At 60.5% G+C, this 26537-nt stretch carries 24 protein-coding genes; 9 read left to right on the forward strand and 15 right to left on the reverse strand.

Annotation, left to right across the window (positions count from 1 at the left end; genetic code table 11):
* Positions 1–9 precede the first annotated feature (9 nt).
* Positions 10–2280, reverse strand: coding sequence for a bifunctional 23S rRNA (guanine(2069)-N(7))-methyltransferase RlmK/23S rRNA (guanine(2445)-N(2))-methyltransferase RlmL (gene rlmKL, locus U5A08_RS21980; RefSeq protein ID WP_321848581.1), 2271 nt, complete (start codon positions 2278–2280; stop codon positions 10–12).
* A gap of 531 nt (positions 2281–2811) precedes the next feature.
* Between rlmKL and rmf the strand changes: the two genes are divergently transcribed.
* A complete protein-coding gene (gene rmf / locus U5A08_RS21985; RefSeq protein WP_002553055.1) occupies positions 2812–3027 on the forward strand; it encodes a ribosome modulation factor in 216 nt (71 codons plus the stop codon).
* Positions 3028–3151: 124 nt separating this feature from the next.
* On the opposite strand, the gene U5A08_RS21990 is transcribed toward rmf, so the two are convergent.
* The 5 genes from U5A08_RS21990 to sctC form a co-directional block, all read right to left on the reverse strand.
* Positions 3152–4180 (reverse strand): quinone-dependent dihydroorotate dehydrogenase, encoded by a 1029-nt coding sequence (locus tag U5A08_RS21990; RefSeq protein WP_321848582.1) that lies wholly within the window; start codon positions 4178–4180, stop codon positions 3152–3154.
* An 86-nt stretch (positions 4181–4266) separates the two neighbouring features.
* On the reverse strand, positions 4267–4728 hold the full coding sequence (locus U5A08_RS21995) for a transglycosylase SLT domain-containing protein (RefSeq protein ID WP_301295034.1): 462 nt from the start codon (positions 4726–4728) through the stop codon (positions 4267–4269).
* On the reverse strand, positions 4728–5105 hold the full coding sequence (locus tag U5A08_RS22000) for a winged helix-turn-helix domain-containing protein (RefSeq protein WP_253397926.1): 378 nt from the start codon (positions 5103–5105) through the stop codon (positions 4728–4730). The genes U5A08_RS21995 and U5A08_RS22000 overlap by 1 nt, the downstream gene beginning before the upstream one ends.
* A gap of 168 nt (positions 5106–5273) precedes the next feature.
* Positions 5274–5489, reverse strand: coding sequence for a FliM/FliN family flagellar motor switch protein (locus tag U5A08_RS22005; RefSeq protein WP_017845218.1), 216 nt, complete (start codon positions 5487–5489; stop codon positions 5274–5276).
* Positions 5490–5503: 14 nt separating this feature from the next.
* Positions 5504–6970, reverse strand: a complete 1467-nt coding sequence (gene sctC, locus U5A08_RS22010) for a type III secretion system outer membrane ring subunit SctC (RefSeq protein WP_321852268.1) — start codon at positions 6968–6970, stop codon at positions 5504–5506.
* Positions 6971–7240: 270 nt separating this feature from the next.
* Here sctC and U5A08_RS22015 point away from each other — a divergent pair, with 270 nt between their 5' ends.
* The 5 genes from U5A08_RS22015 to cobA all read left to right on the forward strand — a co-directional run bounded on the left by U5A08_RS22015 (position 7241) and on the right by cobA (position 12935).
* Positions 7241–8467, forward strand: a complete 1227-nt coding sequence (locus tag U5A08_RS22015) for a CmpA/NrtA family ABC transporter substrate-binding protein (protein ID WP_253397928.1) — start codon at positions 7241–7243, stop codon at positions 8465–8467.
* Positions 8468–8480: 13 nt separating this feature from the next.
* Positions 8481–9056, forward strand: coding sequence for an ANTAR domain-containing response regulator (locus U5A08_RS22020; protein ID WP_253397930.1), 576 nt, complete (start codon positions 8481–8483; stop codon positions 9054–9056).
* Between the two features lie 227 nt (positions 9057–9283).
* The gene (locus U5A08_RS22025; RefSeq protein ID WP_253397933.1) at positions 9284–10495 is read left to right on the forward strand and encodes a nitrate/nitrite transporter; all 1212 of its coding nucleotides are present in this window, start codon (positions 9284–9286) and stop codon (positions 10493–10495) included.
* The gene (locus U5A08_RS22030) at positions 10495–12165 is read left to right on the forward strand and encodes a bifunctional protein-serine/threonine kinase/phosphatase (protein WP_253397935.1); all 1671 of its coding nucleotides are present in this window, start codon (positions 10495–10497) and stop codon (positions 12163–12165) included. The genes U5A08_RS22025 and U5A08_RS22030 overlap by 1 nt, the downstream gene beginning before the upstream one ends.
* 26 nt (positions 12166–12191) lie before the next feature.
* Positions 12192–12935, forward strand: a complete 744-nt coding sequence (gene cobA / locus U5A08_RS22035; RefSeq protein ID WP_253397937.1) for a uroporphyrinogen-III C-methyltransferase — start codon at positions 12192–12194, stop codon at positions 12933–12935.
* Between the two features lie 59 nt (positions 12936–12994).
* On the opposite strand, the gene U5A08_RS22040 is transcribed toward cobA, so the two are convergent.
* The 8 genes from U5A08_RS22040 to ppsA all read right to left on the reverse strand — a co-directional run bounded on the left by U5A08_RS22040 (position 12995) and on the right by ppsA (position 21096).
* On the reverse strand, positions 12995–13978 hold the full coding sequence (locus U5A08_RS22040) for an OmpA family protein (RefSeq protein ID WP_253397939.1): 984 nt from the start codon (positions 13976–13978) through the stop codon (positions 12995–12997).
* Between the two features lie 107 nt (positions 13979–14085).
* Positions 14086–14676 carry an RNA polymerase sigma factor SigX gene (sigX, locus tag U5A08_RS22045; protein WP_247398988.1) on the reverse strand — a complete coding sequence of 197 codons (591 nt, stop codon included), beginning with the start codon at positions 14674–14676 and terminating at the stop codon, positions 14086–14088.
* Between the two features lie 87 nt (positions 14677–14763).
* Positions 14764–15588 carry a mechanosensitive ion channel family protein gene (locus tag U5A08_RS22050; protein ID WP_017845209.1) on the reverse strand — a complete coding sequence of 275 codons (825 nt, stop codon included), beginning with the start codon at positions 15586–15588 and terminating at the stop codon, positions 14764–14766.
* Between the two features lie 2 nt (positions 15589–15590).
* The gene (locus U5A08_RS22055; protein ID WP_005790375.1) at positions 15591–15836 is read right to left on the reverse strand and encodes a hypothetical protein; all 246 of its coding nucleotides are present in this window, start codon (positions 15834–15836) and stop codon (positions 15591–15593) included.
* 86 nt (positions 15837–15922) lie between these two features.
* Complete coding sequence (locus U5A08_RS22060) at positions 15923–16918, reverse strand: divalent cation transporter CmaX (RefSeq protein WP_253397943.1); 996 nt, start codon at positions 16916–16918, stop codon at positions 15923–15925.
* Positions 16919–16943: 25 nt separating this feature from the next.
* Complete coding sequence (gene rraA, locus U5A08_RS22065; RefSeq protein ID WP_017845207.1) at positions 16944–17435, reverse strand: ribonuclease E activity regulator RraA; 492 nt, start codon at positions 17433–17435, stop codon at positions 16944–16946.
* Between the two features lie 189 nt (positions 17436–17624).
* Entirely contained in the window at positions 17625–18614 is a 990-nt protein-coding gene (locus U5A08_RS22070) for an alpha/beta fold hydrolase (protein ID WP_321848587.1), read from the reverse strand.
* A 106-nt stretch (positions 18615–18720) separates the two neighbouring features.
* Positions 18721–21096: a phosphoenolpyruvate synthase gene (ppsA, locus tag U5A08_RS22075; RefSeq protein ID WP_253397955.1), complete on the reverse strand. Its 2376-nt coding sequence runs from the start codon at positions 21094–21096 to the stop codon at positions 18721–18723.
* Positions 21097–21274: 178 nt separating this feature from the next.
* Here ppsA and ppsR point away from each other — a divergent pair, with 178 nt between their 5' ends.
* A complete protein-coding gene (gene ppsR, locus U5A08_RS22080) occupies positions 21275–22093 on the forward strand; it encodes a posphoenolpyruvate synthetase regulatory kinase/phosphorylase PpsR (protein ID WP_253397957.1) in 819 nt (272 codons plus the stop codon).
* A 65-nt stretch (positions 22094–22158) separates the two neighbouring features.
* On the opposite strand, the gene U5A08_RS22085 is transcribed toward ppsR, so the two are convergent.
* Entirely contained in the window at positions 22159–23583 is a 1425-nt protein-coding gene (locus tag U5A08_RS22085; RefSeq protein ID WP_253397959.1) for an aminotransferase-like domain-containing protein, read from the reverse strand.
* A gap of 160 nt (positions 23584–23743) precedes the next feature.
* On the opposite strand from U5A08_RS22085, the gene U5A08_RS22090 reads away from it, so the two are divergent.
* On the forward strand, positions 23744–24637 hold the full coding sequence (locus U5A08_RS22090) for a DMT family transporter (protein WP_162231523.1): 894 nt from the start codon (positions 23744–23746) through the stop codon (positions 24635–24637).
* A gap of 35 nt (positions 24638–24672) precedes the next feature.
* Positions 24673–26535: a molybdopterin-synthase adenylyltransferase MoeB gene (gene moeB, locus U5A08_RS22095; protein ID WP_321848591.1), complete on the forward strand. Its 1863-nt coding sequence runs from the start codon at positions 24673–24675 to the stop codon at positions 26533–26535.
* The last annotated feature ends 2 nt before the right edge of the window (positions 26536–26537 follow it).

Genomic DNA, 26537 nt, shown 5'->3' on the forward strand with positions numbered 1-26537 from the left:
GAGGAGCAATCAGCGAGCGGTGATTTTCCAGGCCCGATGGATCTTCGCGTTACGCGCAAAATCCGGGTCGAGGGTCTTGTCGCTGATTTCCTCGACCGCGTAGCGTTCGCTGAGGTTGTCCTCAAGCACGAACTTGCGGAAGTTGTTCGAGAAGTACAGCACGCCACCCGGTGCCAGACGCGCCATGGCGAGATCGAGCAACTGCACGTGGTCGCGCTGCACGTCGAAGATACCTTCCATGCGCTTGGAGTTGGAGAAGGTCGGCGGGTCGATGAAGATCAGGTCGAACTCATCGCGACTGGCTTCCAGCCACGCCATCACATCACCCTGCTCCAGGCGGTTCTTGTCGGAGAAACCGTTGAGGGAGAAGTTGCGACGCGCCCAGTCCAGGTAGGTCTTGGACAGGTCGACGCTGGTGGTGCTGCGCGCGCCACCCTTGGCGGCGTGCACGCTGGCGGTGGCGGTGTAGCAATACAGATTAAGGAAACGCTTGCCGGCCGCCTCTTTCTGGATACGCATGCGCATCGGACGGTGGTCGAGGAACAGGCCGGTGTCGAGGTAGTCGGTGAGGTTGACCAGCAGCTTCACGCCGCCTTCGCTGACCTCGGTGAACTTGCCCTGGGCGCTCTGGCGCTCGTACTGCTTGGTGCCGCTCTGACGCTCGCGGCGTTTGACCACCACACGGCTCTTGTCGATGTTCAGCGCCTGGGGAATGGCCGCCAGGGCATCGAACATGCGTGCGGAGGCTTTTTCCGGGTCGATGGATTTCGGCGCGGCGTATTCCTGCACGTGGACCCAATCGTGGTACAGGTCGATGGCCATGGAATATTCGGGCATGTCGGCATCGTAGACGCGGTAGCAATCCACGCCTTCACGCTTGGCCCACTTGCCCAGTTGCTTGAGGTTCTTTTGCAGGCGGTTGGCGAACATCTGCCCGCCTTCGCTCAGGCGCGCCTGTTCGACCACGGGGGCTGGCGCCGCTGCTGGTTTGATCGGGTTGCCGTTCTTGTTGTACTGGCGCTCTTGCGGCTCGGTCGGGGCCTGGTCGTAGGCGGCTTGTTCGCGTTCGGCCTGGCGCTGCTCCGGAGTGCGGCGCTCGCCGGTGACGAACTGGTCCGGGTTGACCTTGATCAGCAGCAATTTGCACGGCAAGGCGCCGTTCCAGAACGAATACTGCTTGTGGCTGCGGATGCCCATGCGCTTGCCCAGGTCCGGCGCGCCGGTGAATACCGCCGCTTCCCAGCCCATGCACGCCTGGCGCAGACGCTCGCCGAGGTTCTGGTAAAGGTACAACAAGCTCGCTTCGTCACCCAGGCGCTCGCCGTAGGGCGGGTTGCAGATCACCAGGCCTTTCTGGTTCTGGTCCGGACGCGGCTCGAACGTAGCGACTTCGCCCTGGTACACCTTGATCCAATGGCTGAGGCCGGCACGCTCGATGTTGTTACGAGCAGGCTGGATCAAGCGCGGATCGGCTTCGTAGCCACGAATCCACAACGGCGGCTTGTTCATGCCGATGGCGGCACGCTCGCTGGCCTCGGTGTGAAGTTTCTTCCACAGCGCCGGGACGTGACCGAGCCAGGTGGTGAAACCCCACAGTTCGCGATTGAGGTTGGGCGCCATATCGGCGGCGATCATCGCGCCTTCCACCAGGAAGGTGCCCACGCCACACATCGGGTCGGTCAGCGCGCCGCCTTCAGCAGCGATGCGCGGCCAGCCGGCACGAATCAGGATCGCTGCCGCGAGGTTTTCCTTCAACGGTGCGGCGCCCTGCTGCAGGCGGTAACCGCGCTGGTGCAGGCTGTGGCCGGACAGGTCGAGGGACAGGATCGCTTCGCCACGATCCAGGCGCAGGTGGATGCGCAGGTCCGGGTTGATCTTGTCGATGGACGGACGCTCGCCGGTTGGCGTGCGCAGCTTGTCGACAATTGCATCCTTGACCTTCAGCGCGCCGAAGTGGGTGTTGTCGATGCCCGAGCCGTGACCGCTGAACTCCACCGCCAGGCTGCCGTCCGGGACCATGTGATCGGCCCAGTCGATATCCAGCACGCCGTGGTAGAGGTCTTCGGCGTCCTTCATCGGGAAGCGCTTGAGTACCAGCAATACGCGGTTGGCCAGGCGCGACCAGAGGCACAGGCGGTAGGCGGTTTCCATGTCGGCCATGCCGCGCACGGCCGAGGTGTGCTCGCGGGCTTCCTCAAGGCCAAGCCCGACGGCTTCCTCGATCAGCAGGCCTTCGAGGCCCTTGGGGCAGGTGAGGAAGAGTTCAAAACGGTCCGACATGGGTAATCCAGGCTTTTCAGCAATAAATGAACGGGCGACGCATCGCCGGCTCGGTTTTCAATCAAGCACTTTTCTTGAAGAGTGCTCGCGTGGCACGAATGTGCCGTCCCACCCCGTCTGCCGGGCCTTTGGGCCTTGATTGACGGGGCAGAGAGATAATTTTTGCAACAAAAAGAAATATTCAGACCCTTCGTCGAATAGTGACCGACCGTGACGGGCGGGCTTTCTCACCGCAGGAAAAAGCCCATTCTCTTCGTAAGGCACATCATAGCTGGCTTTGCCCAATAAAAGGGGCGAAAAGCCATCCCAGCTTATGGCTATAGCATCACTATTGTGACGTGCTTATGACAAAACGATCATTGAATCCATGTGACCTATTGGTTAGAACTCAACACAGGTCAGCGCCACAACGACGTTGACACATTGGCTCGCCACGCCGGCAGCGAGCCGCACCAACGGCAGAAAAACTCTGCCCGGCCCCAGACGAGGCCGAAGGATATCAAGACAGTCAACAAGTGAGGGAAACACCCTATGAGAAGACTTAAGCGTGATCCGTTGGAAAGAGCATTTTTACGCGGATATCAATATGGCGTTCATGGCAAATCCCGTGAGCTTTGCCCATTTACTCTACCGTCGGTACGCCAAGCCTGGATCAACGGCTGGCGAGAAGGACGCGGCGACAACTGGGACGGTATGACAGGCACTGCGGGCATCCACAGACTCAACGAACTTCACGCGGTCGGCTAATCAAGGGCATTTAATTCCGACACCAGCACGAATACAGGTAACCACTTAACCACGCACGCCCTATCCAGGCGGCGGGCTTCGGCCCAGGGGCTCCTCTTGAGGAGCCCTTTTTATTGGGCGTGTGTCAGGCCTTTTTTGGCAACGCCGCAATCGCGTCCACCGCCTCGCGAATCAGCGCCGGGCCTTTGTAGATAAAGCCGGAATACAGCTGCACCAGGCTCGCGCCGGCGGCGATTTTCTCGGCCGCGTGTTTGCCTTCGGTAATACCGCCGACCGCGATGATCGGCAAACGCCCTGCCAGCTCGGCAGCCAGCACCTTGACGATATGCGTGCTCTTGTCACGCACCGGGGCGCCCGACAAGCCGCCCGCTTCGTCGCCATGGGCCAGGCCTTCAACACCGACACGGCTGAGGGTGGTGTTGGTGGCAATCACCGCATCCATCCCGGAATCCACCAGGGCCTGGGCGACCAGTACGGTTTCTTCATCACTCATGTCCGGGGCGATCTTGATCGCCAGCGGCACGCGTTTGCCATGGCGCACGGCGAGGTCTTCCTGGCGCTGACGCAAGGCTTCGAGCAATTGCTTGAGGGAATCACCAAACTGCAGGCTACGCAGGCCAGGGGTGTTGGGCGAGCTGACGTTCACCGTGACGTAGCTGGCGTGGGCGTAGACCTTGTCCAGGCAGATCAGGTAGTCATCCACCGCGCGCTCCACCGGCGTGTCGAAATTCTTGCCGATATTGATCCCGAGAATGCCCTTGTACTTCGCCGTTTGAACCCGCGACACCAGGTGATCGACACCGAGGTTGTTGAAGCCCATGCGGTTGATGATCGCCTCGGCTTCCGGCAGGCGAAAGATGCGCGGCTTGGGGTTGCCCGGCTGAGGGCGCGGGGTCACGGTGCCGATTTCGACGAAACCGAAACCCAACTGCGCAAAGCCATCGATGGCCGTACCGTTCTTGTCCAGGCCGGCAGCCAGCCCGACCGGGTTGGGGAAGTCGAGGCCCATCACCGACACCGGCATTTTCGCCGGTGCCTTGCATACCAGGCCATTGAGCCCCAGGCGGCCACCGGCACCGATCAGGTCCAGGGACAGATCATGGGAGGTCTCCGGGGAGAGTTTGAACAACAACTGGCGGGCCAGGGTATACATGGGCGGGCTAGACTCGGATGGCAGCGATAAGTGGTGGCGATTATAGCCGGGCTGGCGGGCTGCGTGCGAGGCGTGCCACCCAATCGTCAGTAGCGATGCGCGACCAACGCTTCGTAGCGGGCCCAGATCTTCTGTGCGTACTGCAGGCGTAACGCCTCACGCTGCGGACCTGGGCCCGGGCCTGCGTTATAGGCGCCTATGGCCGTCCAGTTATAGCCGAAACGCTGAATGAACTCGGCAAGAATCGAGGCCCCGACCTCTACCGACAGGCAGGGCTCACTCAACAGCCGCTCTTCAGTGATGCCCTGTTTGAGCAGGCGGGGCAAATGGATGCTGTTGATCTGCATCAGACCGATATCGCGGGTGCCATTGCGATTGTTGTAATTCATCGCGCCCGCGCGATACCCCGACTCTACGGCGGCAATGGCCTGCAGCAACTCCGGCTCGAGATCGTAACGACTGGCCACCTCGTCCCAGCAATACGCCAGTGCCTGATTGCTTCCCATCAGTACCACCAGCAACAGGCCCCTGCGCCACACGTCGCGCATTACCTGCCACAGGCCGAGCAAACATGGATGGGCAACGACGGGGGGCGCTCAGCAGGTCGCACCGGGCACGTAAAGCGATAGCCTCTGCCATAGACCGTCTTGATAAACCCTTTGTCGGCACGCAGATGCTTACGCAATGAATAAATGCAGCGAGTCAGCGACTCCTCCGACACCTCCCCCTGGCGCCAAGCCATTTCAAGCAAACAGTCTTTGGTCATCAGCGCACCACCAGACACCAACAGCAAGCGCAGCACCTGCCACTCCTTGGGCGGCAACTGGATATCCGCGCCCTCACCGGTCAAGCGTCCATCGCCATGCAGGGTCCAGTGGCCAAAGACCAGGGAAGTCGTCATCCCTCCATCATTCACGACGGCCATACACACCTCTGCATCCAACCACTGACATTAAAATCCTAATTTCCAGAACCGGCTCATACGCCGACGGCACGACTATAAAAAAGGCGGCCCCTACCCACCCTAGGAAAAAACCCATATCAGCAAGGCTTTCAGGAATAGCCTTGTAAGAAATCTCACTGGAGCTAACAACTAAGGCGATACCCACTCCTGGTACACCTCAAGCAGCTCAACTCCCAGGCGGTCTTCCAACTGCACCAGCTCGCCCAGAGCCAACAATTGACCATTGACCCGCACTTCCACGCAATGGATGACTTCCGGCGCCAAAGGCAGCACTTTCCCCGGTGCAAACAGCGCCAGCCGCTTGCGCGTGATCAGTTGTTCCTGCAAAAGAATTTCCAGATGCATGGCGAACGCCTACCTCATTGATCGACATCGCGAATCGACCGCACAAACGCACGTTGCACCCGTTCGTATTGCGGCTGAGTCAGCGGCGGAGGCCCGATAGCTCCACCCAAGGTCTTGAGCTCGTTGCCCACGGCCCGGGCCTGAATCACAAACAGCCGTACCTCGGCACGCTGGCCAGGCGCAGTGGCACGCCCTTCTGCATCAACATCCCGACGAAAACCGCCTAACCACAGACGTTTACCCTGAGGCATCCTAACGACGCTGCTAACGCTCACCCGCCCGACTGCGGTCATTTTCTGACGCTGCCGCGCCTCGCCCATCTGGCGATCATCCTCAAGGCTCAACAGCATCTCGATCTCGTTCGCCTCGGCAAACCGCGGCAACACGCTGACCTGGGTGCCATAGCGCACGGGTTTCCAGGCGGTGCGTCCGGCGGGAGGGGCCGGCAAGTAAAGTGTGTGGTTATCCTGGAAGACCGCAGGAACGTTCTCCTGGGTGAGAATCACGGGCAGTGTCACCACCCGCGCCCGCCGCCGCCGCTCCAGCACGGCGATTTGCGCCATCAAGCGATTGTCCTCCAACGGCTCCAGCACCCGGGTCGCCGAGACTGATGTGTGGGTTTCCTCGGCCCAGGCCTGGTCGATTTTCTTGAGTTCGTCACGGTCCACATCCACCAGCCACAGCGAAACCTCGATCGGGCGCTTGGGCACGTCCAGCTCCGCCACCAATTGCTCGATAAAACTCACCTGGGCAGGCTTGCCCTTGATGAGCAGGCTGTTGGTATCCGGGTAGGGGATCACTGCCAGGCTCTTGTCGGCCAGCAAGCCGGGCGGCCGTTGCGCAGGGGCCTGTTGTTCGCGGGAAAGCACCGTCTCGATCAGCGAGGCCATGCCCGGCACATTGACCTTTTCATCACCCATGACGTACTCACGGTCCGCCACATGGGTATTGAGCACCTGCACCACGCCAAACCCCTGCTTGCCCACGCGGAGCCCGGCCCGCTGGCGGTCCATCAATTGGGCAAGGTGCAGCACCTGGTCGACATAGTTCGCCGGCCCGGACACATAGAACATCCGCCCCCCGCTCTCCCGCAGGGGGTAGCGGGACTCATCGAGCCCCGAGCGACGCATGAGCTCACGCAGCCTTGAGACGGAAATATGCCGCAACGTCACAGCCGAGCTCTTCGCTTCATCTGCGGCGTAGAGGTAGAGCACCTGCCCGTCGCTGTACCAGATCAGGTGATGCTGCTCGGCCACCGCCTCCAGCACCTGCTGTGCCTGGCTGAAATCGTAGGTTCCGGAAACGCGTTGGCGGGCCACCGCCCGGCTGACAACGACCGGCAGGCCAAGGGGCAGCGACAACGCGCTAAAAAACGTATGCAGGCTTTCGTCCCGCGCCTGGTAGGTCTCGCCCCAGGCAGACGCGCAGCCCAGCATCAACACCGCGCAAAACAGCCAGCGGCGGAGCCGGTGGGCGGCCATCGTTGTGGGAGAGTCGTACACCGTGGGGTTTCCTGGGCAGTCTGGCATAGGGAAGCGGCCATACTGAAAGCCTGCGGCGTTTCAATCTTGATGGAAAGTTGACGGCGTACCGCGCCGATCTGCCCGTGGCATGTGCCTTGCTACGCACTCTGCATCAGAGCGCGCGCCAACGTCGGAGCGGGCTTACGGACAAAGGCGTCGTTACCCGCAATGGCCCGCACCGCCATCTGAGGGAACGACGCTTTTTTTTGAACGAAAAGGTAGGTGTTGATGAACGATTCGGACGGCAACAGCCCGATAAACGACCCGCTGGCCTGGGTCAACGGCAGTGACGCCCCGGAAAAGAGCAGCCTCGACCTGGGCTTCATGGCCTTGAGCGATTGCGCCTCGCTGGTGGTCGCGGCCACCCAGGGCTTCGCGCAACCTTATGGCTTGACGCTGAACCTCAAGCGCCAGTCGTCGTGGGCCAACCTGCGCGACAAACTGGTCAGCGGTGAACTGGATGCCGCCCACAGCCTGTATGGACTGATCTACGCCGTACACCTGGGCATCGGCGGCGTGGCCGCCACCGACATGGCAGTGCTGATGGGACTGAACCAGAACGGGCAGAGCATCAACCTGTCCCACGATCTGCAACAGCAAGGGGTGGTCACTCCTGAGGCACTGGATCGCCACGTGCACCAAAGCCGAACAAAACTGACCTTCGCCCAGACGTTTCCCACAGGCACCCACGCCATGTGGCTGTATTACTGGCTGGCAAGCCAAGGCATTCATCCATTGCAGGATGTGAACAGTGTGGTGGTCCCTCCGCCACAAATGGTGGCGCATCTATTAGCCGGGCGCATTGACGGTTTTTGTGTCGGCGAACCCTGGAGCGCCAGCGCGGTGAAGCAGAACCAGGGTTTCACCCTGGCGACCACCCAGGCGATCTGGCCCGATCATCCGGAAAAAGTGCTCGGCTGCACCCAGGCGTTCGTCGACCAATACCCCAACACCGCCCGCGTGCTGGTGATGGCGATCCTGGAGGCCAGCCGCTTTATCGAGGCGAGCCACGAAAACCGCCATTCCACCGCACAGTTGCTCAGCGCCCGCGAGTACCTCGACGCACCGCTCGACTGCATCGAACCGCGTCTGCTCGGGGCCTACGACGATGGCCTCGGCAACCAGTGGCAAGATCCCCATGCGTTGCGCTTTTTCGCCGATGGCGAGGTGAACTTGCCCTACCTCTCCGACGGCATGTGGTTCATGACCCAGTTTCGCCGCTGGGGCCTGTTGCGCGAAGACCCGGACTACCTGGGCATTGCCCGCCAAGTGCAGCAACTGGATCTGTATCGCCAAGCGGCCGATGCCGTCGGCGTCCCCGCAAACGCCCAGGACATGCGCAGCAGCCAGTTGATCGACGGCAAGATCTGGGATGGCTCCGACCCTGCCGCCTACGCCCGCAGCTTCCGCCTGCATGCCCTGGCCGACCACGCCAGCCGCCACGCCCTGCGCTGACAGGAGGACCGATATGTTGCGAATCCTGTTGATCAACGACACACCGCGCAAGGTCGGACGCCTCAAGGCGGCACTGACCGAGGCCGGGTTTGAGGTGATTGATGAGTCGGGCCTGACCATCGATCTGCCTGCGCGCGTCGAAACGGTGCGGCCGGACGTGATCCTGATCGATACCGAGTCACCCGGCCGCGATGTGATGGAGCAAGTGGTGCTGGTCAGCCGCGACCAACCGCGTCCAATCGTGATGTTTACCGACGAGCACGACCCGGACGTCATGCGCCAAGCCATCAAATCCGGCGTCAGCGCCTATATTGTCGAAGGTATCCAGGCCCAACGCCTGCAGCCGATCCTCGACGTGGCCATGGCCCGTTTCGAAAGCGACCAGGCCCTGCGCGCCCAGTTGCAGGCCCGCGATCAACAACTGGCCGAGCGCAAACGCATCGAACTGGCCAAAGGCATGCTGATGAAAATGAAGGATTGCAACGAGGAAGAGGCCTACACCTTGATGCGCCGCCAGGCCATGAGCCGCCAGCAGAAACTGATCCAAGTGGCGGAGCAGATCATCGCCATGAGCGAGTTGCTTGGCTAAAAACCCATCGTGGCCAGTTGGCCCAGGACTTGCTAAGTATTCAACACAGGTAACCAACGGCGGTTGCCCCTCCACGACAAAGACGTCGCACACCCGGTTTGCCCTCGCGAACCCGGTGGCGGCGTTTTTTCGTTTTGGCCCCCGTAACACGGGGCCGGTGGGGCGGCCTTAGCCGGCTGTTCCATCACCAGGCCTTCTTACAAGACTCCCAACCGTTGAGGTGCGTGATGAAATCAAGCTTCTGGAAATCCGGGCACACCCCGACCCTGTTTGCCGCGTTCCTGTATTTCGACCTGAGTTTCATGGTCTGGTACCTGCTGGGCCCGCTCGCGGTGCAGATTGCCGCCGACCTGCACCTGACCACGCAACAACGCGGTCTGGTGGTGGCGACACCCATCCTGGCAGGCGCGGTGCTGCGCTTTCTGATGGGCATGCTGGCAGACAAACTCTCACCCAAAACCGCCGGGCTGATTGGTCAGGTGATTGTGATCGCCGCACTCTTCGGCGCCTGGAAACTCGGCATCCACAGCTACGAGCAAGCACTGCTGCTGGGGCTGTTCCTGGGGATGGCCGGCGCCTCCTTCGCCGTCGCCCTGCCATTGGCGTCCCAGTGGTATCCCGCTGAGCACCAGGGCAAAGCCATGGGCATCGCCGGCGCCGGCAACTCCGGCACGGTGTTCGCCGCCCTGCTGGCACCGGTACTCGCGGCGGCGTTCGGCTGGAGCAACGTGTTCGGTTTCGCCCTGATTCCGTTGATCCTGACGCTGATCATCTTCGCCTGGCTCGCACGCAATGCCCCCGAACGCCCGAAGGCCAAATCCATGGCCGACTACTTCAAGGCCCTGGGCGACCGTGACAGCTGGTGGTTCATGTTTTTCTACAGCGTGACCTTCGGCGGCTTCATCGGCCTGGCCAGCGCCCTGCCCGGCTACTTCAACGACCAATACGGCCTGAGCCCGGTGACCGCCGGCTACTACACCGCCGCCTGCGTGTTCGGCGGTAGCCTGATGCGCCCACTCGGCGGCGCCCTGGCCGACCGTTTCGGCGGGATTCGCACGTTGCTGGGCATGTACAGCGTGGCGGCGATTTGCATCGCAGCGGTGGGTTTCAACCTGCCCAGTTCCTACGCGGCCCTGGCCCTGTTCGTCTGCACCATGCTCGGCCTCGGCGCCGGTAATGGCGCGGTGTTCCAGTTGGTGCCCCAGCGTTTCCGCCGCGAGATCGGTGTAATGACCGGCCTGATCGGCATGGCCGGCGGTATCGGTGGCTTTGCCCTCGCGGCGGGCATGGGCGCGATCAAACAAAGCACCGGCAGCTATCAATTGGCCCTGTGGTTATTCGCCAGCCTCGGCGTACTGGCCTGGTTCGGCCTGCACGGCGTCAAGCGTCGCTGGAGAACCACCTGGGGTTCGGCCGCCGTGACCGCCGCGCGCGTCTGATGAGCCTGCACCTGAGCGTCGCCCAGGCCAGCGCCATCGGCCCGCGGGCCGAGAACCAGGACGCCCTGCGCGTGGTCACGCCCCTGGCGGAGCTGGCCGCGAGCAAGGGTTACCTGTGCGCCCTCGCCGATGGCGTCAGCCAATGCGCCGACGGTGGCCTGGCCGCACGCTCGACCTTGCAGGCGCTGGCCCTGGACTACTACGCCACACCGCAAACCTGGGGCGTGGCCCAGGCGCTCGAACGTCTATTGCTCGCGCAAAATCGCTGGCTGCAGGCCAATGGCGGCGGCCAGCCGTTGCTGACCACCCTCAGTGCCCTGGTGTTTCGCGGACAACGTTTCACCCTGGCCCACGTCGGCGACTGCCGGGTGTATCGCTGGCTGGACGGCGAGTTACAGCGCATCAGCGAAGATCATGTGTGGGAACAGCCGGGCATGCAGCATGTGCTCAAGCGCGCCCTCGGCCTGGATCAACACCTAGTGCTGGATTTTCTCGACGGCCAATTGCGCGAGGGCGAATGCTTCCTGCTGCTCAGCGATGGCGTGTGGGCAACCTTGGGTGATCACAGCATCAGTGCGATCCTGCGCGAGCAGACCGACCTCGATCTGGCGGTACACACCCTGGTCACTGCCGCACACCTGGCCGGCAGCCAGGACAACGCCAGCGCCCTGCTGGTACGCATCGATAAACTCGGCGCCGCGACCCTGGGCGACGCGTTGGTGCAGTTGCAGCAATGGCCGCTGCCACCCGCGTTGAAAGCCGGGCAACAGTTCGAAGGCTGGCAGGTGGAAAGCGTACTGGCCCAGAGCCGACAGTCGTTGCTGTATCGGGTACGCGATGCCCAACGGCAACCCTGGCTGCTGAAAACCCTGCCCCTCAGCCGTGACGATGACAACGACGCCGGCCAGGCCTTGCTGTCGGAGGAATGGTTTCTGCGGCGGGTGGCCGGGCGTGCGTTTCCTGAAGTCCACGCGGCCAGCGCGCGTCAGCATTTGTACTACGTGATGCGTGAATATCCGGGGCAAACCCTGGCAGAACTGTTCGAGCAACAGGGCCCATTGCCCCTGGCGCAATGGCAATCCGTGGCCGAACGCTTGCTACGGGCGGTGGGTCTGTTGCATCGCCGGCAAATCCTGCACCGCGACATCAAACCGGAGAACCTGCTGCTGGGTGACGATGGTGAATTACGCGTGCTGGATTTCGGCCTGGCCTACTGCCCGGGTCTCTCGGAGGACCGGGCTCATGTGCTGCCCGGCACGCCGAGCTTTATCGCGCCCGAGGCGTTCCATGGTGAGCGTCCTACGGCCCAACAAGATTTATACAGCGTAGGCGTCTGCCTGTATTACCTGCTGACCGGGCATTACCCCTACGGTGAAATTGAGGCTTTCCAACGGCCCAGGTTCACCCATCCGGTCAGCGCCAGCCGCTACCGTCCCGACCTGCCGGACTGGTTACCGCTCAGCCTCGACCGCGCGGTGGCGGCTCAACCGGCGCAACGCTATGAAACCGCCGAAGAATGGCTGCTGGTTCTCGAGCAGGCAGACCGACGCGAACTGAGTGTCCGCCCCCGACCGTTGCTGGAGCGGGAACCCTTGAAGGTCTGGCGCACCTTGGGGTTGCTCTCGATGCTGATCAATCTGGCGCTCCTCTATTTACTCTTTCACCGCTGACGTCATCTCTAGACGAGGAAAACCACATGAACGCAAAAGTCTGGCTGGTGGGCGCGGGCCCCGGCGACCCGGAGCTGCTGACCCTCAAGGCTGTACGGGCAATGAACACGGCCGATGTGGTGCTGATCGATGACCTGGTCAACCCGGCAGTACTGGAACACTGCGCCGCGGCGCGGGTGATCACGGTCGGCAAACGCGGGGGCTGCCGCTCTACCCCGCAAGACTTTATCCACCGCCTGATGCTGCGTTATGCCCGCCAGGGAAAGTGCGTGGTAAGGCTCAAAGGCGGTGATCCATGCATTTTCGGGCGTGGTGGCGAAGAGGCTACGTGGCTGCGCGAACGCGGCGTCGAAGTCGAGTTGGTCAACGGGATTACAGCCGGGCTGGCGGGCGCGACGAACTGCGCAATTCCGCTGACCTTGCGCGGTGTCAGCCGCGGCGTGACCCTGGTCACAGCCCACACCCAGGACGACAGCAGCCTCAATTGGCGCGCGCTGGCGGAAGGCGGGACGACGCTGGTGATCTATATGGGCGTAGCGAAGCTGGAAGAGCTTCGTCAGCAATTGCTGGAAGGCGGGATGGCTGCGGATATGCCGGTGGCAATGATCGAAAATGCCTCGTTGCCGCAGCAGCGGGAGTGCCGTAGTCATTTATCGCGGATGCAGGACGACGCGCTGGCGTTCGCCTTGAAGAGCCCGGCGATCCTGGTGATCGGCAGCGTCGCCGCCATCTCGCAGGCCGCCTACGTCGCAGCGGCAGCCAGCGCCTGAGGCAAATCCAGGGCGAAAAAAAACCCGGCCGAAGCCGGGTTTTTTCTACTACTCAGTAATTACTGAGCAGCTTGAGCTTCAACCGCAGCTTCTACGCGACGGTTAACAGCACGACCAGCTTCAGTTGCGTTGTCAGCAACTGGACGGGATTCGCCGTAACCTACCGAAGTAACGCGGTTAGATTCTACGCCGTCTTTAACCAGGACTTGCTTAACAGCGTCAGCACGACGCTGGGACAGCTTCTGGTTGTAAGCGTCTGGACCTACGGAGTCAGTGTGACCAGCCACTTCTACGTGGGTAGCTGGGTACTGCTTCATGAAGTCGGCCAGGTTTTTCACGTCGCCGTAGCTGTTAGGCTTAACAACGGCCTTGTCGAAGTCGAACTTAACGTCCAGCTCAACACGAACAACGCTAGCAACTGGAGCTTCTGGCTCTGCAACTGGCTCTGGAGCCGGTGCTGGGGTAGGAGCTGGAGCAGCTGCGCCAGCGTTACCGCCGAAGTTCACGCCCAGGCCGACCAGTGCGGAGTAATCCCACTTGCCGTTGTCCAGTGCGTAGTCAGCTTCAACACCGGCACGAGCGTACAGGTTGTTGGTGAAGTAGTACTTCACGCCAGTACCAGCAATCAGCTGGGTGGACTGGTCGCGACCGCTGTGGCCATCAGCCTGAACGTTGCCACGGCTCTGATGACCAACACCGCCTTCTACGTATGGACGCAGGGAGTCGACGCCAGCTTGACCGAAGTGGTACTGGGCCACGAGGCTGGTGGTATCGCCTTTGATCTTCTGGTTACCGGTACCGTCGTTCGAACGGGTGTGGTTGGTCTTGTCGTAGGACAAGTTCAACGACAGGTCGTCGGTCAGGAAATAACCAATGCGAGCGCCTGGGTTGAAGCCGTCTTCGATGTGCTTGACGCTATCGTTGTACTGCTTCTTGTAGAACAGCTCGCCTTCAACTGCGCCTTGGCCTTGTGCCAGAACGCCGAAAGAAGTAGCGGCAATAAGAGAACCAATGGCCAAGCCCAAGGTGTTTTTCAGTTTCATCCGTTAAATCCCCATCTGGTGATTGTAAAGCAGTCCCACAAACCGGGGGACAACTCGGCGACAAGTCTAACAGAACTTGCCTACACGTAAGAGATATTTGCCACGCACTAAGTTTCAGTCTCGCCCGCAAATTTCTCACGTAATTTATCAAGAGCACGTTTGTAACGCATTTTTGTAGCACTCAAACCCATATGCATGATGTCAGCGATTTCCTGAAATTCCAGCTCTGCGACAAAACGTAGCACCAGAATTTCCCGGTCAATCGGGTTCACATGCACCAACCAGCGATCAAGTCCGCCCTTATCCTCGGGTGCCGGCGCCTTTTCTTCAGACGCCTCCTCAAGGGGGTCCAGACTCAAAGCATCCATCAAGCGACGCTTTCGCCGTTCCTTCCGATACTGCGTGATGCACTCGTTGTACGTGATGCTGTACAGCCAGGTCTTGAACTTCGATTTGCCCTCAAAGTTCTTCAGGCCATACAACACCTTGAGCATCACTTCCTGACAGACATCATCCGCATCTCTATCGTTCCCTAAATACCTTGAACAAACGTTGAACAGAGTGCGTTGATATCTGCGCATCAATTCTTCATACGCGCGTGTTACGTGAAACAGCTCCGTGTGCGCGCGCGCGACCAACTCCTCATCAGAGAGCTCACGGGGGTCATAGCGCGTGGACAGCGTTTGGGCTTTATTCAAAACAAGTCGTGCCGACAGTCAGGTCAATGTCCGCCACAGCCCGGTCACCCGGGTTCGCGGCGGCGTACATTAGCAGGGTTTACCGGGTTAGCGGCTACTGACCTGCTGCTCCAGGAGAATCCGATTGGACAGCGACACCAGGTCGCCGTCATCGGTCAGCACGGTTGTCTTGACCGTACCGATCTCCTCGATTTGCCCTTCGACCTCGCCCACACGCACGTGCTGCCCTACCTGATACAACTCACGCACATAGATTCCCGCCAGAATCTGACCGGCAATTTCACGACTTCCCAGGCCCATGGCCAGCGCAACGGCCAGACCAACGGTAATCAAAACAATCACAATCACATGGTTGAGCAGGTCAGTCTTGACCTCCAACTGGCTGATCGCGACCGAAATACTGATGATGATCACCAGCCCCTGGGCGATTCGCCCCAGGCCTGCCGCGTAGTCCAGCCCGACGCCTTCAGCAGCCCCGCGTACCAGCCCGTTGGCCAATTGTGCGAGTAAAACGCCGACGAGAAGTACCAGCGCGCCGCCGAATACCTTCGGCAAATACAGTGCCAGCATGTCGAGCGTAGCTGAAACTCGCTCAAGGCCAAGGGATTGAGCCGCAGAAACCAGAAAAATCAGCAAAACGAACCAATAAACGATCTTGCCGATCAGGGTCGAGATCGGCACTTGCAGCCCTGCACGGCCCAGCAGCTTGGTCAGGCCGGTGCCTGCCATCAAGCGGTCCAGGCCGAGTTTGGCGAGCAGCTTGGACAGTAGGGTGTCGAGCAGCTTGGCCACGACAAACCCCAGCAATACCAGGACCAGCGCACCAAACAGGTTGGGAATGAAATTCGCCACCTTGGTCCACAATGCGGTCATCGCGGTGACCAGGCTCTGGGTCCAGAGATCAAGTTCCATATTCAATCAGCCTTATCAGCAGTGCGAGCAAGAGGTTTACGACGGGAAACCGGCGAGACGTGGGCCGAACCGTTGTTCAGGGCCATCATCAACGCCGGCAGCCAACGACCGAGCAGACCGAACAGATCCCCCGCCCCGACCTGACGGTTGGCGGTTTTCAACACGCGGCCCAGGCAGGCATCGTCATCACGGTTGGATGGCGACGCATTGAGCATGTCACGCAAAGACTGTTCGAACGGATCGTGCATAAAGACCTCTCGCAAGTGATTTAAAAGACGAGGGTTAAATTCCCGAGGTCACATCGACCCCTTCCTACGTTCAGGTCATATTCAGCTCAAACCCAGCGCAATCGTCGAAATAGCCACCATTGTCCGAGCGCCACCGAGATCATCAGCAAGCAGGCAATCACAAATCCGTAAGGGCTGGCAGAGAACGGTATGCCCCCCACATTGATGCCCAGCAAGCCGGTCAGAAAACTCATCGGCAGGAAGATCCCGGTGATGATCCCAAAGCGGTACATTGTACGGTTCATGCGCACGCTCAAGCGCCGATCTTCGGCCTCCAGCACAAGCCCCACGCGCTCCCGGGTCAATTCGAGTTCTTCCAGGTAGCGGGTCAGGCTGTTGTTCAATTCGTTCCAATAGTCGGCATCGTCATCACAAAACCACGGCAATTTGATCCGCGTCAGTTGGGCAAATATATCCCGCTGCGGCGACAGGAATCGCTTGAGTCCGGCCGCTCGCCGACGGATCTGCAAAATGCTGCCATGCTCCGGGGTATACCGTTCGTCGGTATCGAGTTTTTCTTCCTCTACGTCGACGATTTCAGACAGGTCGGACACCAGATCCTGGACTTTGTGAGTCAGGTACTGCGCCATATAAAGGATGAGTTCAGACGCGGTTTTTGGCCCCTTGCCATCCGCCAACTGCACCAGCAGTTCATCGGTGGCGCGCAGCGGGCGCAAGCGCAGGGAAATCACCCGGCTGGCCGCGGCGAAGATACGCACCGAAACCATGTCTTCCGGCTCTGCGCCCGGATTGAGGTTGACCCCGCGCAGGAACAGCAGGAGTTCCGCGTCCGGCAACGGCAACAGGCGCGGGCGGGTGTTCTCCTCCAGCAGCAGGTCACAGGCGAACTCACTCAAGCCGCTGGCCTTGCGCAGCCAGGTCTGGGTTTGCGGGTGGCTGCGATCCCAATGCAGCCACAGGCTTTCCTGGGGCTGCAGTTGCAATTCGTCAAGCTCAGTCCGGGCAATCGAACGCGCACCGCCTTTACCATCCAGCACCAGGGCATGCACCAGCCCCCATTGCGCGTTGTCTTCCTCGAACATCCTCACCCCTGTCGGCTATTGCGGTTTATTCAGGCATTTTCAGCGGGCTGGGCGACACGATCACGCCGTTATTGTCGGCGTAGATGTATTCACCCGGGCGGAATGTCACGCCGGCAAAGGTCACTGCCACGTTCAAGTCGCCAATGCCGCGCTTGTCGGTCTTCATCGGGTGGCTGGCCAAGGCCTGCACGCCGAGGTCGGTCTGGGCGACGACGTCGACATCCCGGATGCAACCGTAGATCACCAGCCCTTCCCAACCGTTTTTCGCGGCTTTCTCGGCGATCATGTCGCCCAGCAGCGCACGGCGCAGGGAGCCACCACCGTCGACTACCAGCACCTTGCCGGCGCCCGGCTGGTCGGCCTGTTCCTTGACCAGGGAGTTATCCTCAAAGCATTTGATGGTGACGATCTCGCCGCCAAAGGAATCGCGGCCGCCGAAGTTGCTGAACATCGGCTCGGCCACCTGCACCAGTTCCGGGTAGGCGTCGCAAAGATCGGGAGTGACGTAGTGGTTCATTGAAAAATTTCCTTTCTGTCAAAGACGTGTCTTTCGAAAGAGGCGCCGGCCGATGCAGCGGCAAAACATCCCATCCGTTTCGCCGCTACGCAATAGCCACTGCGCGACTGAATATGACCAGAAGCGTTTAACGCGTCATATCTTAGCCGCAACCACAGACGAGCGAAACGCCCTTGGCAGAGCGCTGCGTCAAACTACGACCAATGCCTTATCCGGAGCATCAAACAACGGTGTGAGCGGATCTTTCAGCCATTGCTCCACCAGCGGCCAGACTTCGGCCTGGGCCGCTTTGCTGAGCAACATCTCCACGTGCCCAAAATCCTCAGTAAAACCTTGTTGGCGTCCCAGGCAAAGGTATTGGCGATGCTCCGAGCCGACTTGTTCGAACAGCTTGCGGCAAGCCCAGTCCGGGTCCTGCAGGTCACCGGCGGCACTGACGGCCAGCAGCGGCACGTTGACTTCCGCGAGGCCTTTCCACCAATCACGGCCAGCCTCGCCAAACCGTCCGAACAAGCCGTGCCAGCGCATGGTTTCGATCATCACGCCCACCGGCTCGTCCTCGGGGCCGCGCTTTAGCCGTGGGCCGGACAACTGGCCAAACCGCTTCAGGAGCAAGCGACCGCCCCACTCCACCGGTGGAATTTTCAACGGCCAGAAGGAGCGACTGACCTGGCTGCCGAACAGCGCCACTGAAGCCACCGCCGGCGCACCGAGGTACTGGCCACCCAAGGCCGCAGCCAGGGTGGTACCGCCAAGGGAGTGCCCGATCCAGTGGGGAATCTGCGCGCTTTGCTCGCGCACAAACGCGCCGATCGCCGGCAAATCGTAGCGGGCGTAGTCGGCGACCCGATTCCGGGCGTAGTCCTGGTTGCGCTTGGACAGGCCATGGCCGCGCATTTCCGGTATCCACACATCAAACCCCTGGCGTGCCAGGTAGGCGCCCAGGCCGATACCCTTGGGTGAGTACCAGAAGCGCCGATTGGAAAAGCTGCCATGTAACAAAATCACGGGGATGCCCCGGCTTTCCGGGACATCGGCCAGGCCCAAACGCGTCACGGCCAGCTCGACGGTGCCGTCGGGACTGTTGCCGGGTTTGAGCCGGTATACATCTTCACTCAGGTCGCCACGACGTTCAGCGCTGATCAAGGCGACGGGAAACAGGTTGCTGCTGCTTTGCATAATGCTCTTGCACAAAAAAGGGCGGCGTCCGGAAGGAGTTCCGCCCTGTACAGATAAGAAATGCCGGTCAACCTGACGATTGACCGGCACTTTTGACGCGTCGACCTTAGGCGGACGCTTGGCCTTCCGCCAGGAAGAACCAGGTTTCCAGCACCGAATCGGGGTTCAGCGAGACGCTTTCGATGCCCTGCTCCATCAGCCATTTGGCCAGGTCAGGGTGATCGGAAGGGCCTTGGCCGCAAATGCCGATGTACTTGCCAGCCTTGTTACAGGCCTGGATGGCGTTGGCCAGCAGCTTCTTGACCGCCGGGTTACGCTCGTCGAACAAGTGCGCGATGATCCCCGAGTCGCGGTCCAGGCCCAGGGTCAGCTGGGTCAGGTCGTTGGAGCCGATGGAGAAACCGTCGAAGAACTCCAGGAACTCTTCGGCCAGGATGGCGTTGGACGGCAGTTCGCACATCATGATCACGCGCAGGCCGTTTTCACCACGGGACAAGCCGTTTTCGGCCAGCAGGTCCACCACCTGGCTCGCTTCGCCCAGGGTGCGCACGAACGGCACCATGATCTCGACGTTGGTCAGGCCCATCTCGTTGCGCACGCGCTTGAGGGCGCGGCACTCGAGTTCGAAGCAGTCACGGAACGCTTCGCTGATGTAACGCGAGGCGCCACGGAAGCCCAGCATCGGGTTTTCTTCTTCCGGCTCGTAGAGCTTGCCGCCGATCAGGTTGGCGTATTCGTTGGACTTGAAGTCCGACAGACGCACGATGACCTTTTTCGGATAGAACGCTGCAGCCAGGGTGCTGATGCCTTCCACCAGCTTCTCGACATAGAAGCCCACCGGGTCGTTGTAGCCGGCGATGCGCTTGTCGACGCTGTCCTTGATCTCCGGCGGCAGGCCGTCGTAGTTCAACAGGGCCTTGGGGTGGACGCCGATCATACGGTTGATGATGAATTCCAGGCGAGCCAGGCCCACACCGGCATTCGGCAGTTGCGCGAAGTCGAAGGCACGGTCCGGGTTGCCGACGTTCATCATGATCTTGAACGGCAGATCAGGCATCGCATCGATGGAGTTTTGCTTGATGTCGAAGCCCAGCTCGCCTTCGAAGATGAAGCCGGTGTCGCCTTCGGCGCAGGATACAGTCACGCCCTGGCCATCCTTGAGCAGTTGGGTGGCATTGCCACAACCGACTACCGCAGGAATCCCCAGTTCACGGGCAATGATCGCCGCGTGGCAGGTACGCCCGCCACGGTTGGTGACGATGGCGCTCGCGCGCTTCATCACGGGTTCCCAGTCCGGGTCGGTCATGTCGGAGACCAGTACGTCGCCTGGCTGGACCTTGTCCATCTCGGACGCGTCCTTGATGATCCGCACCTTGCCGGCGCCGATGCGCTGACCGATGGCGCGGCCTTCCACCAGCACGGTGCCGGTTTCTTTAAGCAGGTAGCGCTCCATGACGTTAGCCGAAGTGCGGCTCTTCACGGTTTCCGGGCGGGCCTGCACGATGTACAGCTTGCCGTCGTCACCGTCTTTGGCCCACTCGATGTCCATCGGGCACTTGTAGTGCTTCTCGATGATCATCGCCTGTTTGGCCAGCTCGCTGACTTCAGCGTCGGTCAGGCAGAAGCGCGCGCGCTCGGCCTTGTCCACATCAACGGTTTTCACCGAGCGACCGGCCTTGGCCTCGTCGCCGTAGATCATCTTGATGGCCTTGCTGCCCAGGTTACGGCGCAGGATGGCCGGACGGCCAGCCTCAAGGGTGTGCTTGTGCACGTAGAATTCGTCCGGGTTCACCGCACCTTGTACGACGGTTTCACCCAGGCCGTAGGCGCCAGTGATGAACACGACGTCACGAAAGCCCGATTCGGTGTCCAGGGTGAACATCACGCCGGCGGTGCCGGTTTCCGAACGCACCATGCGCTGCACGCCGGCAGACAGGGCCACCAGTTTGTGGTCGAAACCTTGGTGTACACGGTAGGAAATGGCGCGATCGTTGAACAGCGAAGCGAACACTTCCTTGGCTGCGCGGATCACGTTTTCCACGCCGCGGATATTGAGGAAGGTCTCCTGCTGGCCTGCAAAGGAGGCGTCGGGCAAGTCTTCGGCGGTAGCCGAGGAGCGCACAGCGACCGCCATGTCCGGATTGCCGGCCGACAGCGTGGCAAACGCGGTACGGATTTCTTCGTTGAGTTTCTCGGGAAACTCGGCGTCCATGATCCACTCACGGATCTGGGCGCCGGTCTTGGCCAGGGCGTTGACGTCATCGACGTCCAGAGCGTCCAGCGCGGCGTGGATCTGAGCGTTGAGGCCGCTCAGTTCGAGAAAATCACGGTAAGCCTGGGCGGTGGTGGCAAAACCACCTGGCACCGAGACACCAGCGCCTGCAAGATTACTGATCATCTCGCCGAGGGATGCGTTCTTGCCCCCTACGTGCTCCACATCATGGACGCCGAGCTTATCGAGGGAAACTACGTACTCTACCAAGGTGATCTCTCCACTTTCTGTATTGGAAAAGCTCAGGACGCCGGCGGCTCAGTAGGAGCATTCGCCAGCGCTTGTGGCCTGGACCTGGAAAATAAGTGAGAATGCGGCCCACTGTGGGACGGCAAAATCGCGCCTATCATATCCAAGATTCGCCATCAGCTTAAGGCCCAGGGCTCAAATGAAACGATCTGCTTTCTTTATTTCCGACGGCACCGGCATCACAGCCGAAACTCTGGGTCAAAGCCTGCTCGCGCAGTTTGAAAACGTTACCTTCGCCAAATTCACGCGGCCTTATATCGACAACGCAGATAAAGCGCGGGCTATGGTACAACAAATCAATCTGGCAGCAGAAAAAGACGGCTTTCGTCCGATCATTTTCGACACCATCGTCAATCAAGACATTCGTGAGATCCTCGCAACCTCCAATGGTTTCATGATCGACATTTTCTCGAGCTTCCTGGCGCCGCTGGAACAAGAGTTGAGTGAGCACTCCTCCTATTCCGTAGGAAAGTCCCATTCCATTGGGCATAACTCCAACTATATGGAACGTATCGAGGCGGTGAACTTCGCCCTCGACAACGATGATGGGGCCCGCACCCACTACTACGACAAGGCCGACATAATCCTGGTCGGCGTGTCGCGCTGCGGCAAGACCCCCACCTGTCTATACATGGCTATGCAATTCGGCATCCGCGCGGCCAACTATCCGCTGACCGAAGACGACATGGAGCACCTGACACTGCCGGCCGCCCTGCGCTCGCATGCACATAAGCTGTTCGGCCTGACCATCGACCCGGATCGCCTGACAGCCATCCGCAACGAGCGCAAGCCCAATAGCCGCTATTCCAGCTATGCCCAGTGCGAATTCGAAGTGCGCGAAGTGGAAAATCTGTTCCGTCGCGAGAACATTGCGCACATCAATTCCACGCATTTCTCAGTGGAAGAGATCTCGGCGAAAATTCTGGTGGAGAAAGGCGTCGAGCGCCGGTTTAAATAATTAGGTTGTCTGAACCGACGCCATCGCGAGCTTGCTCGCGATGGACGATAACTCGGCGAACCTGCCTAAAGATGGAACCGCCCGCCCCCCTGGCCCAGTGCAGTGGCCAGCGCATCGAAGCCCGCCCGCAACAACTGATCATCGCCCGACGTATTGCAAATACTCGCCCGAATAAACTGCGGCACCGCTGTCTGCCCCACGGCAAAGGCCTCGGCGGTGGCGATCAGGTAATTATTCTGCTTGAGTTCCGCCTCAATTTCCGACGCACGCCAGGGCTCCGGGACTTCAATCCAGAAGTGCGGGCTATTGAGGTGCGTGCGGTATTCCAGGCCGACCAACAGGCCCTGCACCAAGGCTTTGCGCCGACTGATCTCGTTGATCTGCTGGCGCAGCAGGTATTCCGCCGTGCCGTTCTCGATCCACTGGGTGGCCAGTTCCAGGGTCACCGGCGTGGCCATCCAACAGGTCGAACGTAGCGCCGCCGAAATACGACTGACCAATGCCGGCGGCGCATGCACATAGCCAACACGCAGCCCCGCCGACACGGCCTTGCTCAAACTGCTGATCAAAATCGTACGCTCGGGCGCGAAATAGCTGAGGGGTGGCGGTCGGTCTTCCACCAGCACACCGTGGGCTTCATCTTCAAGAATCAGCAGGTTGTGTTCGCGACACACTTTGACCAGCGCCTCGCGGCGTGCGACCGATAACACCGCTGTGGTCGGGTTCTGGATAGTGGGCGTGCAGTACAAGGCCGAAACCCGGTGATTGCGACAGACTTCATCCAGAGCCCCGGGCAACACACCTTCTTCATCCATTTCCAGGCCGATCAGCCGCACACCGAGCATGCGCGCAGCAGTGATCAGCCCGGGATAAGTCAGTTGTTCGGTGACCACCGTATCGCCTGCGCGCAGCAGCGCCATCATCGCGCAGAGCAACCCATGCTGGCCGCCGTTGACACAAATGACCTGCTCCGGGATGGGATGAAAATCGCGCTGCACCAGCCACTGCGCGCCCGCTTCCCGGTAACGCGGCAGGCCGGCGTCCGGCGTGTAGGCACTGATGTCCTGGAGAAACTTGGCGTTGGTCGACAGGGTTTGGAAGCTCTGCGCCAGGAACACCGTCTCCTGCCCCGGAATATGCATGTTGCGGCTCATGTCGAAGTACTGGCGCGGCTCCTCGCTGAAGTTGCGAAAGCCTTCATCCCGCTGGCGCTCCATCCCACGCTTGCGCACGAACGTGCCGTCACCGACCCGCGCCACCACCAACCCCAGGCGTTCCAGCTCGCCGTAAGCCCGGCTGATGGTGCCGATGGTCACCCCCAAATTGTCGGAAAGCACCCTATGGGGCGGTAGTTTTCGTCCCGGCTCAATCAAGCCTTCGAGGATGCCCCGTTCCATGACATCGGATAGGCGCTTGTACTTAACGCCCTGCCCGTTGGACAACCCCTCACGCATAATTGACACCATGTCAATATTTGTTTTGACAGCCATCTTTCGCCCTAATAGTGTGCTTTTACGGGTTCAATCGCCGAAAAAAATAACTTATTACAAGTTCAATATAGAGTTCAATTCCGGCTCAGGGAAGTAATAAACGATGCCAATGTCCGCCGTTCTCGAAAACGCCGCAAAAACAAAAACTCAAAAACAGTGGTTGGCCGGCCTGGTGACCAGCGTGATGTTTCTCATCGTGTGCCTGAGCTGGGGCACCACCTGGCTGGGTATCAAAATCGCCGTGGAGAGCGTGCCACCGCTGACCTCCGCCGGCCTGCGCTTCCTGATCGCGTTCCCGCTGTTCCTGTGTTTCGCCATGGTTCGCCGCGAGCCGATCCTGTTCCCCCGGGAAAGCCGTTGGTTCTTCGTCTTCGTAACCCTGTCCTACTTCAGCGTGCCCTATTACCTGCTCAACTACGGCGAGATGCATGTCTCGTCCGGCCTCACTGCCCTGCTGTTCAGTTGCATGCCGGTGTTCATCCTGATTTTCTCAGCGCTGTTCCTGCGTGAACGCATCTACTTTTCACAGGTGGTCGGCATCGGTATCGGCTTCGGCAGCCTTTACATGATCATCAGGAGCCAGGGCCTGCACCTGGACCACGCCGAGTTCTTCGGGGTACTGGCGATTCTGAGCGCTGCAATCATGCATGCCTTGTGCTACGTCATTACCAAGCAAAAAGGCAGCGCCATCAGCGTGATCACTTACAACACACTGCCCATCGGAATCGCCGGTCTGATGCTGTTCGTCGCCGGCCTGTGGTTTGAAACGCCGACCTTCGAAGCCATCACCCTGCGCTCGTGGGGCGCCTTGTTCTACCTGGGCCTAGTGGCGTCGGTGGGTGGTTTCATCGTGTATTTCATGCTGCTTAAGCGCCTGAGCCCGATCATCCTCTCGTTCGTGTTCATCATCTTCCCGGTGTTCGCAGTGATCATCGGCGCCTGGTACGAAGGCGTGGCGATTTCCCGCGACCTCATGCTGTACTCGGCCATCCTGCTGGCCGGTTTTGCGATCACCAAGTTGCCCATCGAAAAACTCATGGCCAAGAAAAATTGACCCTCCCGGCCCTCACACAGCAACGCGAGAGAAACATGGACGTCCTCCGCCCAGAAGCCCTGGAACAGATCTACGCCCACGCCAGCCGCAGCTACCCCGAAGAATGCTGTGGCTTCGTCTTCGCCGACGGCAGCGTGTACCTGGGCAGCAATATCCAGAACGAGCTGCACCGCAAGAACCCCGAGATGTACCCGCGCAGCGCGGCCAACGGCTACACCTTTTCAGTGGCCGACACGCTGCTGCTGAACAAAGCATTTCGCAGCGACAACCCGGTGGTGGTGATCTACCACTCCCACCCCGACGTCGGCGCCTATTTCAGCGACGAAGACCAGGACAAGGCGCTGTTCATGGGCGAACCGATCTACCCCGTCAGCTACCTGGTGGTGGACGTTCGCCAGGGCCAGGCCCTGGGCTCAAAGCTGTTTGCCTGGGATGGCAAGCATTTCGCCCTTCAACCCCTCAACGACCTGCACACGGAGTTGTCCATGAACGCTGTCTCTTTCCCCGACATTCTGGTTCGCGTGGCCAAGCTGCCGGAATCGACCCTTGAGGGCACCGGATCGACATTGCGCGAAGTCATTGAAAACCTCTGCAGTAGCCACCCGCAGTTGCGTGCGCACCTGTTCCACGAAAAGAACAACCAGCTCAAGGAACACTTCCTGTTTACCGCCGAGGAAGCGTTGCTCAACGCAGACGACCCGCTACCGGAAAAGGCCAGGATCGAAGTGCTGCTCGCCACCTCCGGCGGCATCGACGTCGACAGCCTGAGCAATGAAGAAGTGCAGCGTTACGTGCGCCATATCACCCTGCCCGGCGTCGGTCGCGAAGGTCAGTTGAACCTGAAAAAAGCCAAGGTACTGATCATCGGCACCGGTGGCCTGGGCTCGCCCATCAGCCTGTACCTGGCGGCGGCCGGCATCGGCACCCTGGGGCTGGTGGATTTCGATGTAGTCGAGAGCAGCAACCTGCAACGCCAGATCGTCCACGGCAACAGCACCTTGGGCATGTCCAAGGTCGCGTCCGCCAAGCAACGCTTGCAAGACCTCAACAGCCACATCCAGATCAACGCCCACGACACCGCGCTGACCGCCGACAACGCTCTGGAACTGGTCGGCGCCTACGACTTGGTAATCGACGGCACCGACAATTTCGATACGCGCTACTTGGTCAACGACGCCTGCGTGCAGTTGGGTAAACCCCTGGTGTATGGCGCCATCTACCGTTTCGACGGGCAGATCAGCGTGCTCAACTACAAGGGCGGGCCGTGCTACCGCTGCCTGTTCCCCCAGGCGCCCCCAGCCGAACTGGCGCCTAATTGCAGCGCGGGCGGGGTGATCGGCGTGTTGCCGGGGGTGGTCGGGATGATCCAGGCCACCGAGGCGATCAAATTGCTGATCGGCATCGGCGAACCCTTGTCCGGTCGCCTGATGCGCTTCGATGCGCTGGCGATGAAATTCAGCGAGATCCGTTTCAAGCGACGCGCCGACTGCCCTTGCTGCTCGGAACTGCGCCATAGCGAAACCCTGGCGCCCGCAGTCTGCGCCGACGCCATACCGAGCAAACCCAGCCTGGCCGAAGAGCGCTACATCAAGCCGCAGGTACTCAAGCAACTGCTCGAACGCCACAGCAGCGCCGACGTGCTGCTGGATGTGCGCGACGCCAGCGAGCTGGAGGTCTGCAAATTGCCGGGCGTGGTGCATATCCCCCTCGCCGAACTGGACGGCCAGCTCGACAGCCTCAGCCGAGACAACACCCACTACCTGATCTGCTACGCCGGAACCCGCGCCGAGCAAGCCGCCAGCACCCTGCTGGCAGCCGGCTTCGCCAACACCAAAGTTCTGCAAGGCGGCATGAAACACTGGGTTCGCGACGTCGAACCCGACATGCCTTTGTACTGATC

The sequence above is a fragment of the Pseudomonas paraveronii genome (assembly GCF_963681955.1).
GTDB lineage: Bacteria > Pseudomonadota > Gammaproteobacteria > Pseudomonadales > Pseudomonadaceae > Aquipseudomonas > Aquipseudomonas paraveronii.

What these genes read in the sequence shown, in the direction of transcription:
- rlmKL (WP_321848581.1), bottom strand. Translation starts at nt 2,280, where the DNA reads ATGTCGGACCGTTTTGAACTCTTCCTCACCTGCCCCAAGGGCCTCGAA.
- rmf (WP_002553055.1), top strand. Translation starts at nt 2,812, where the DNA reads ATGAGAAGACTTAAGCGTGATCCGTTGGAAAGAGCATTTTTACGCGGA.
- U5A08_RS21990 (WP_321848582.1), bottom strand. Translation starts at nt 4,180, where the DNA reads ATGTATACCCTGGCCCGCCAGTTGTTGTTCAAACTCTCCCCGGAGACC.
- U5A08_RS21995 (WP_301295034.1), bottom strand. Translation starts at nt 4,728, where the DNA reads ATGCGCGACGTGTGGCGCAGGGGCCTGTTGCTGGTGGTACTGATGGGA.
- U5A08_RS22000 (WP_253397926.1), bottom strand. Translation starts at nt 5,105, where the DNA reads ATGGCCGTCGTGAATGATGGAGGGATGACGACTTCCCTGGTCTTTGGC.
- U5A08_RS22005 (WP_017845218.1), bottom strand. Translation starts at nt 5,489, where the DNA reads ATGCATCTGGAAATTCTTTTGCAGGAACAACTGATCACGCGCAAGCGG.
- sctC (WP_321852268.1), bottom strand. Translation starts at nt 6,970, where the DNA reads ATGGCCGCCCACCGGCTCCGCCGCTGGCTGTTTTGCGCGGTGTTGATG.
- U5A08_RS22015 (WP_253397928.1), top strand. Translation starts at nt 7,241, where the DNA reads ATGAACGATTCGGACGGCAACAGCCCGATAAACGACCCGCTGGCCTGG.
- U5A08_RS22020 (WP_253397930.1), top strand. Translation starts at nt 8,481, where the DNA reads ATGTTGCGAATCCTGTTGATCAACGACACACCGCGCAAGGTCGGACGC.
- U5A08_RS22025 (WP_253397933.1), top strand. Translation starts at nt 9,284, where the DNA reads ATGAAATCAAGCTTCTGGAAATCCGGGCACACCCCGACCCTGTTTGCC.
- U5A08_RS22030 (WP_253397935.1), top strand. Translation starts at nt 10,495, where the DNA reads ATGAGCCTGCACCTGAGCGTCGCCCAGGCCAGCGCCATCGGCCCGCGG.
- cobA (WP_253397937.1), top strand. Translation starts at nt 12,192, where the DNA reads ATGAACGCAAAAGTCTGGCTGGTGGGCGCGGGCCCCGGCGACCCGGAG.
- U5A08_RS22040 (WP_253397939.1), bottom strand. Translation starts at nt 13,978, where the DNA reads ATGAAACTGAAAAACACCTTGGGCTTGGCCATTGGTTCTCTTATTGCC.
- U5A08_RS22050 (WP_017845209.1), bottom strand. Translation starts at nt 15,588, where the DNA reads ATGGAACTTGATCTCTGGACCCAGAGCCTGGTCACCGCGATGACCGCA.
- U5A08_RS22055 (WP_005790375.1), bottom strand. Translation starts at nt 15,836, where the DNA reads ATGCACGATCCGTTCGAACAGTCTTTGCGTGACATGCTCAATGCGTCG.
- U5A08_RS22060 (WP_253397943.1), bottom strand. Translation starts at nt 16,918, where the DNA reads ATGTTCGAGGAAGACAACGCGCAATGGGGGCTGGTGCATGCCCTGGTG.
- rraA (WP_017845207.1), bottom strand. Translation starts at nt 17,435, where the DNA reads ATGAACCACTACGTCACTCCCGATCTTTGCGACGCCTACCCGGAACTG.
- U5A08_RS22070 (WP_321848587.1), bottom strand. Translation starts at nt 18,614, where the DNA reads ATGCAAAGCAGCAGCAACCTGTTTCCCGTCGCCTTGATCAGCGCTGAA.
- ppsR (WP_253397957.1), top strand. Translation starts at nt 21,275, where the DNA reads ATGAAACGATCTGCTTTCTTTATTTCCGACGGCACCGGCATCACAGCC.
- U5A08_RS22085 (WP_253397959.1), bottom strand. Translation starts at nt 23,583, where the DNA reads ATGGCTGTCAAAACAAATATTGACATGGTGTCAATTATGCGTGAGGGG.
- moeB (WP_321848591.1), top strand. Translation starts at nt 24,673, where the DNA reads ATGGACGTCCTCCGCCCAGAAGCCCTGGAACAGATCTACGCCCACGCC.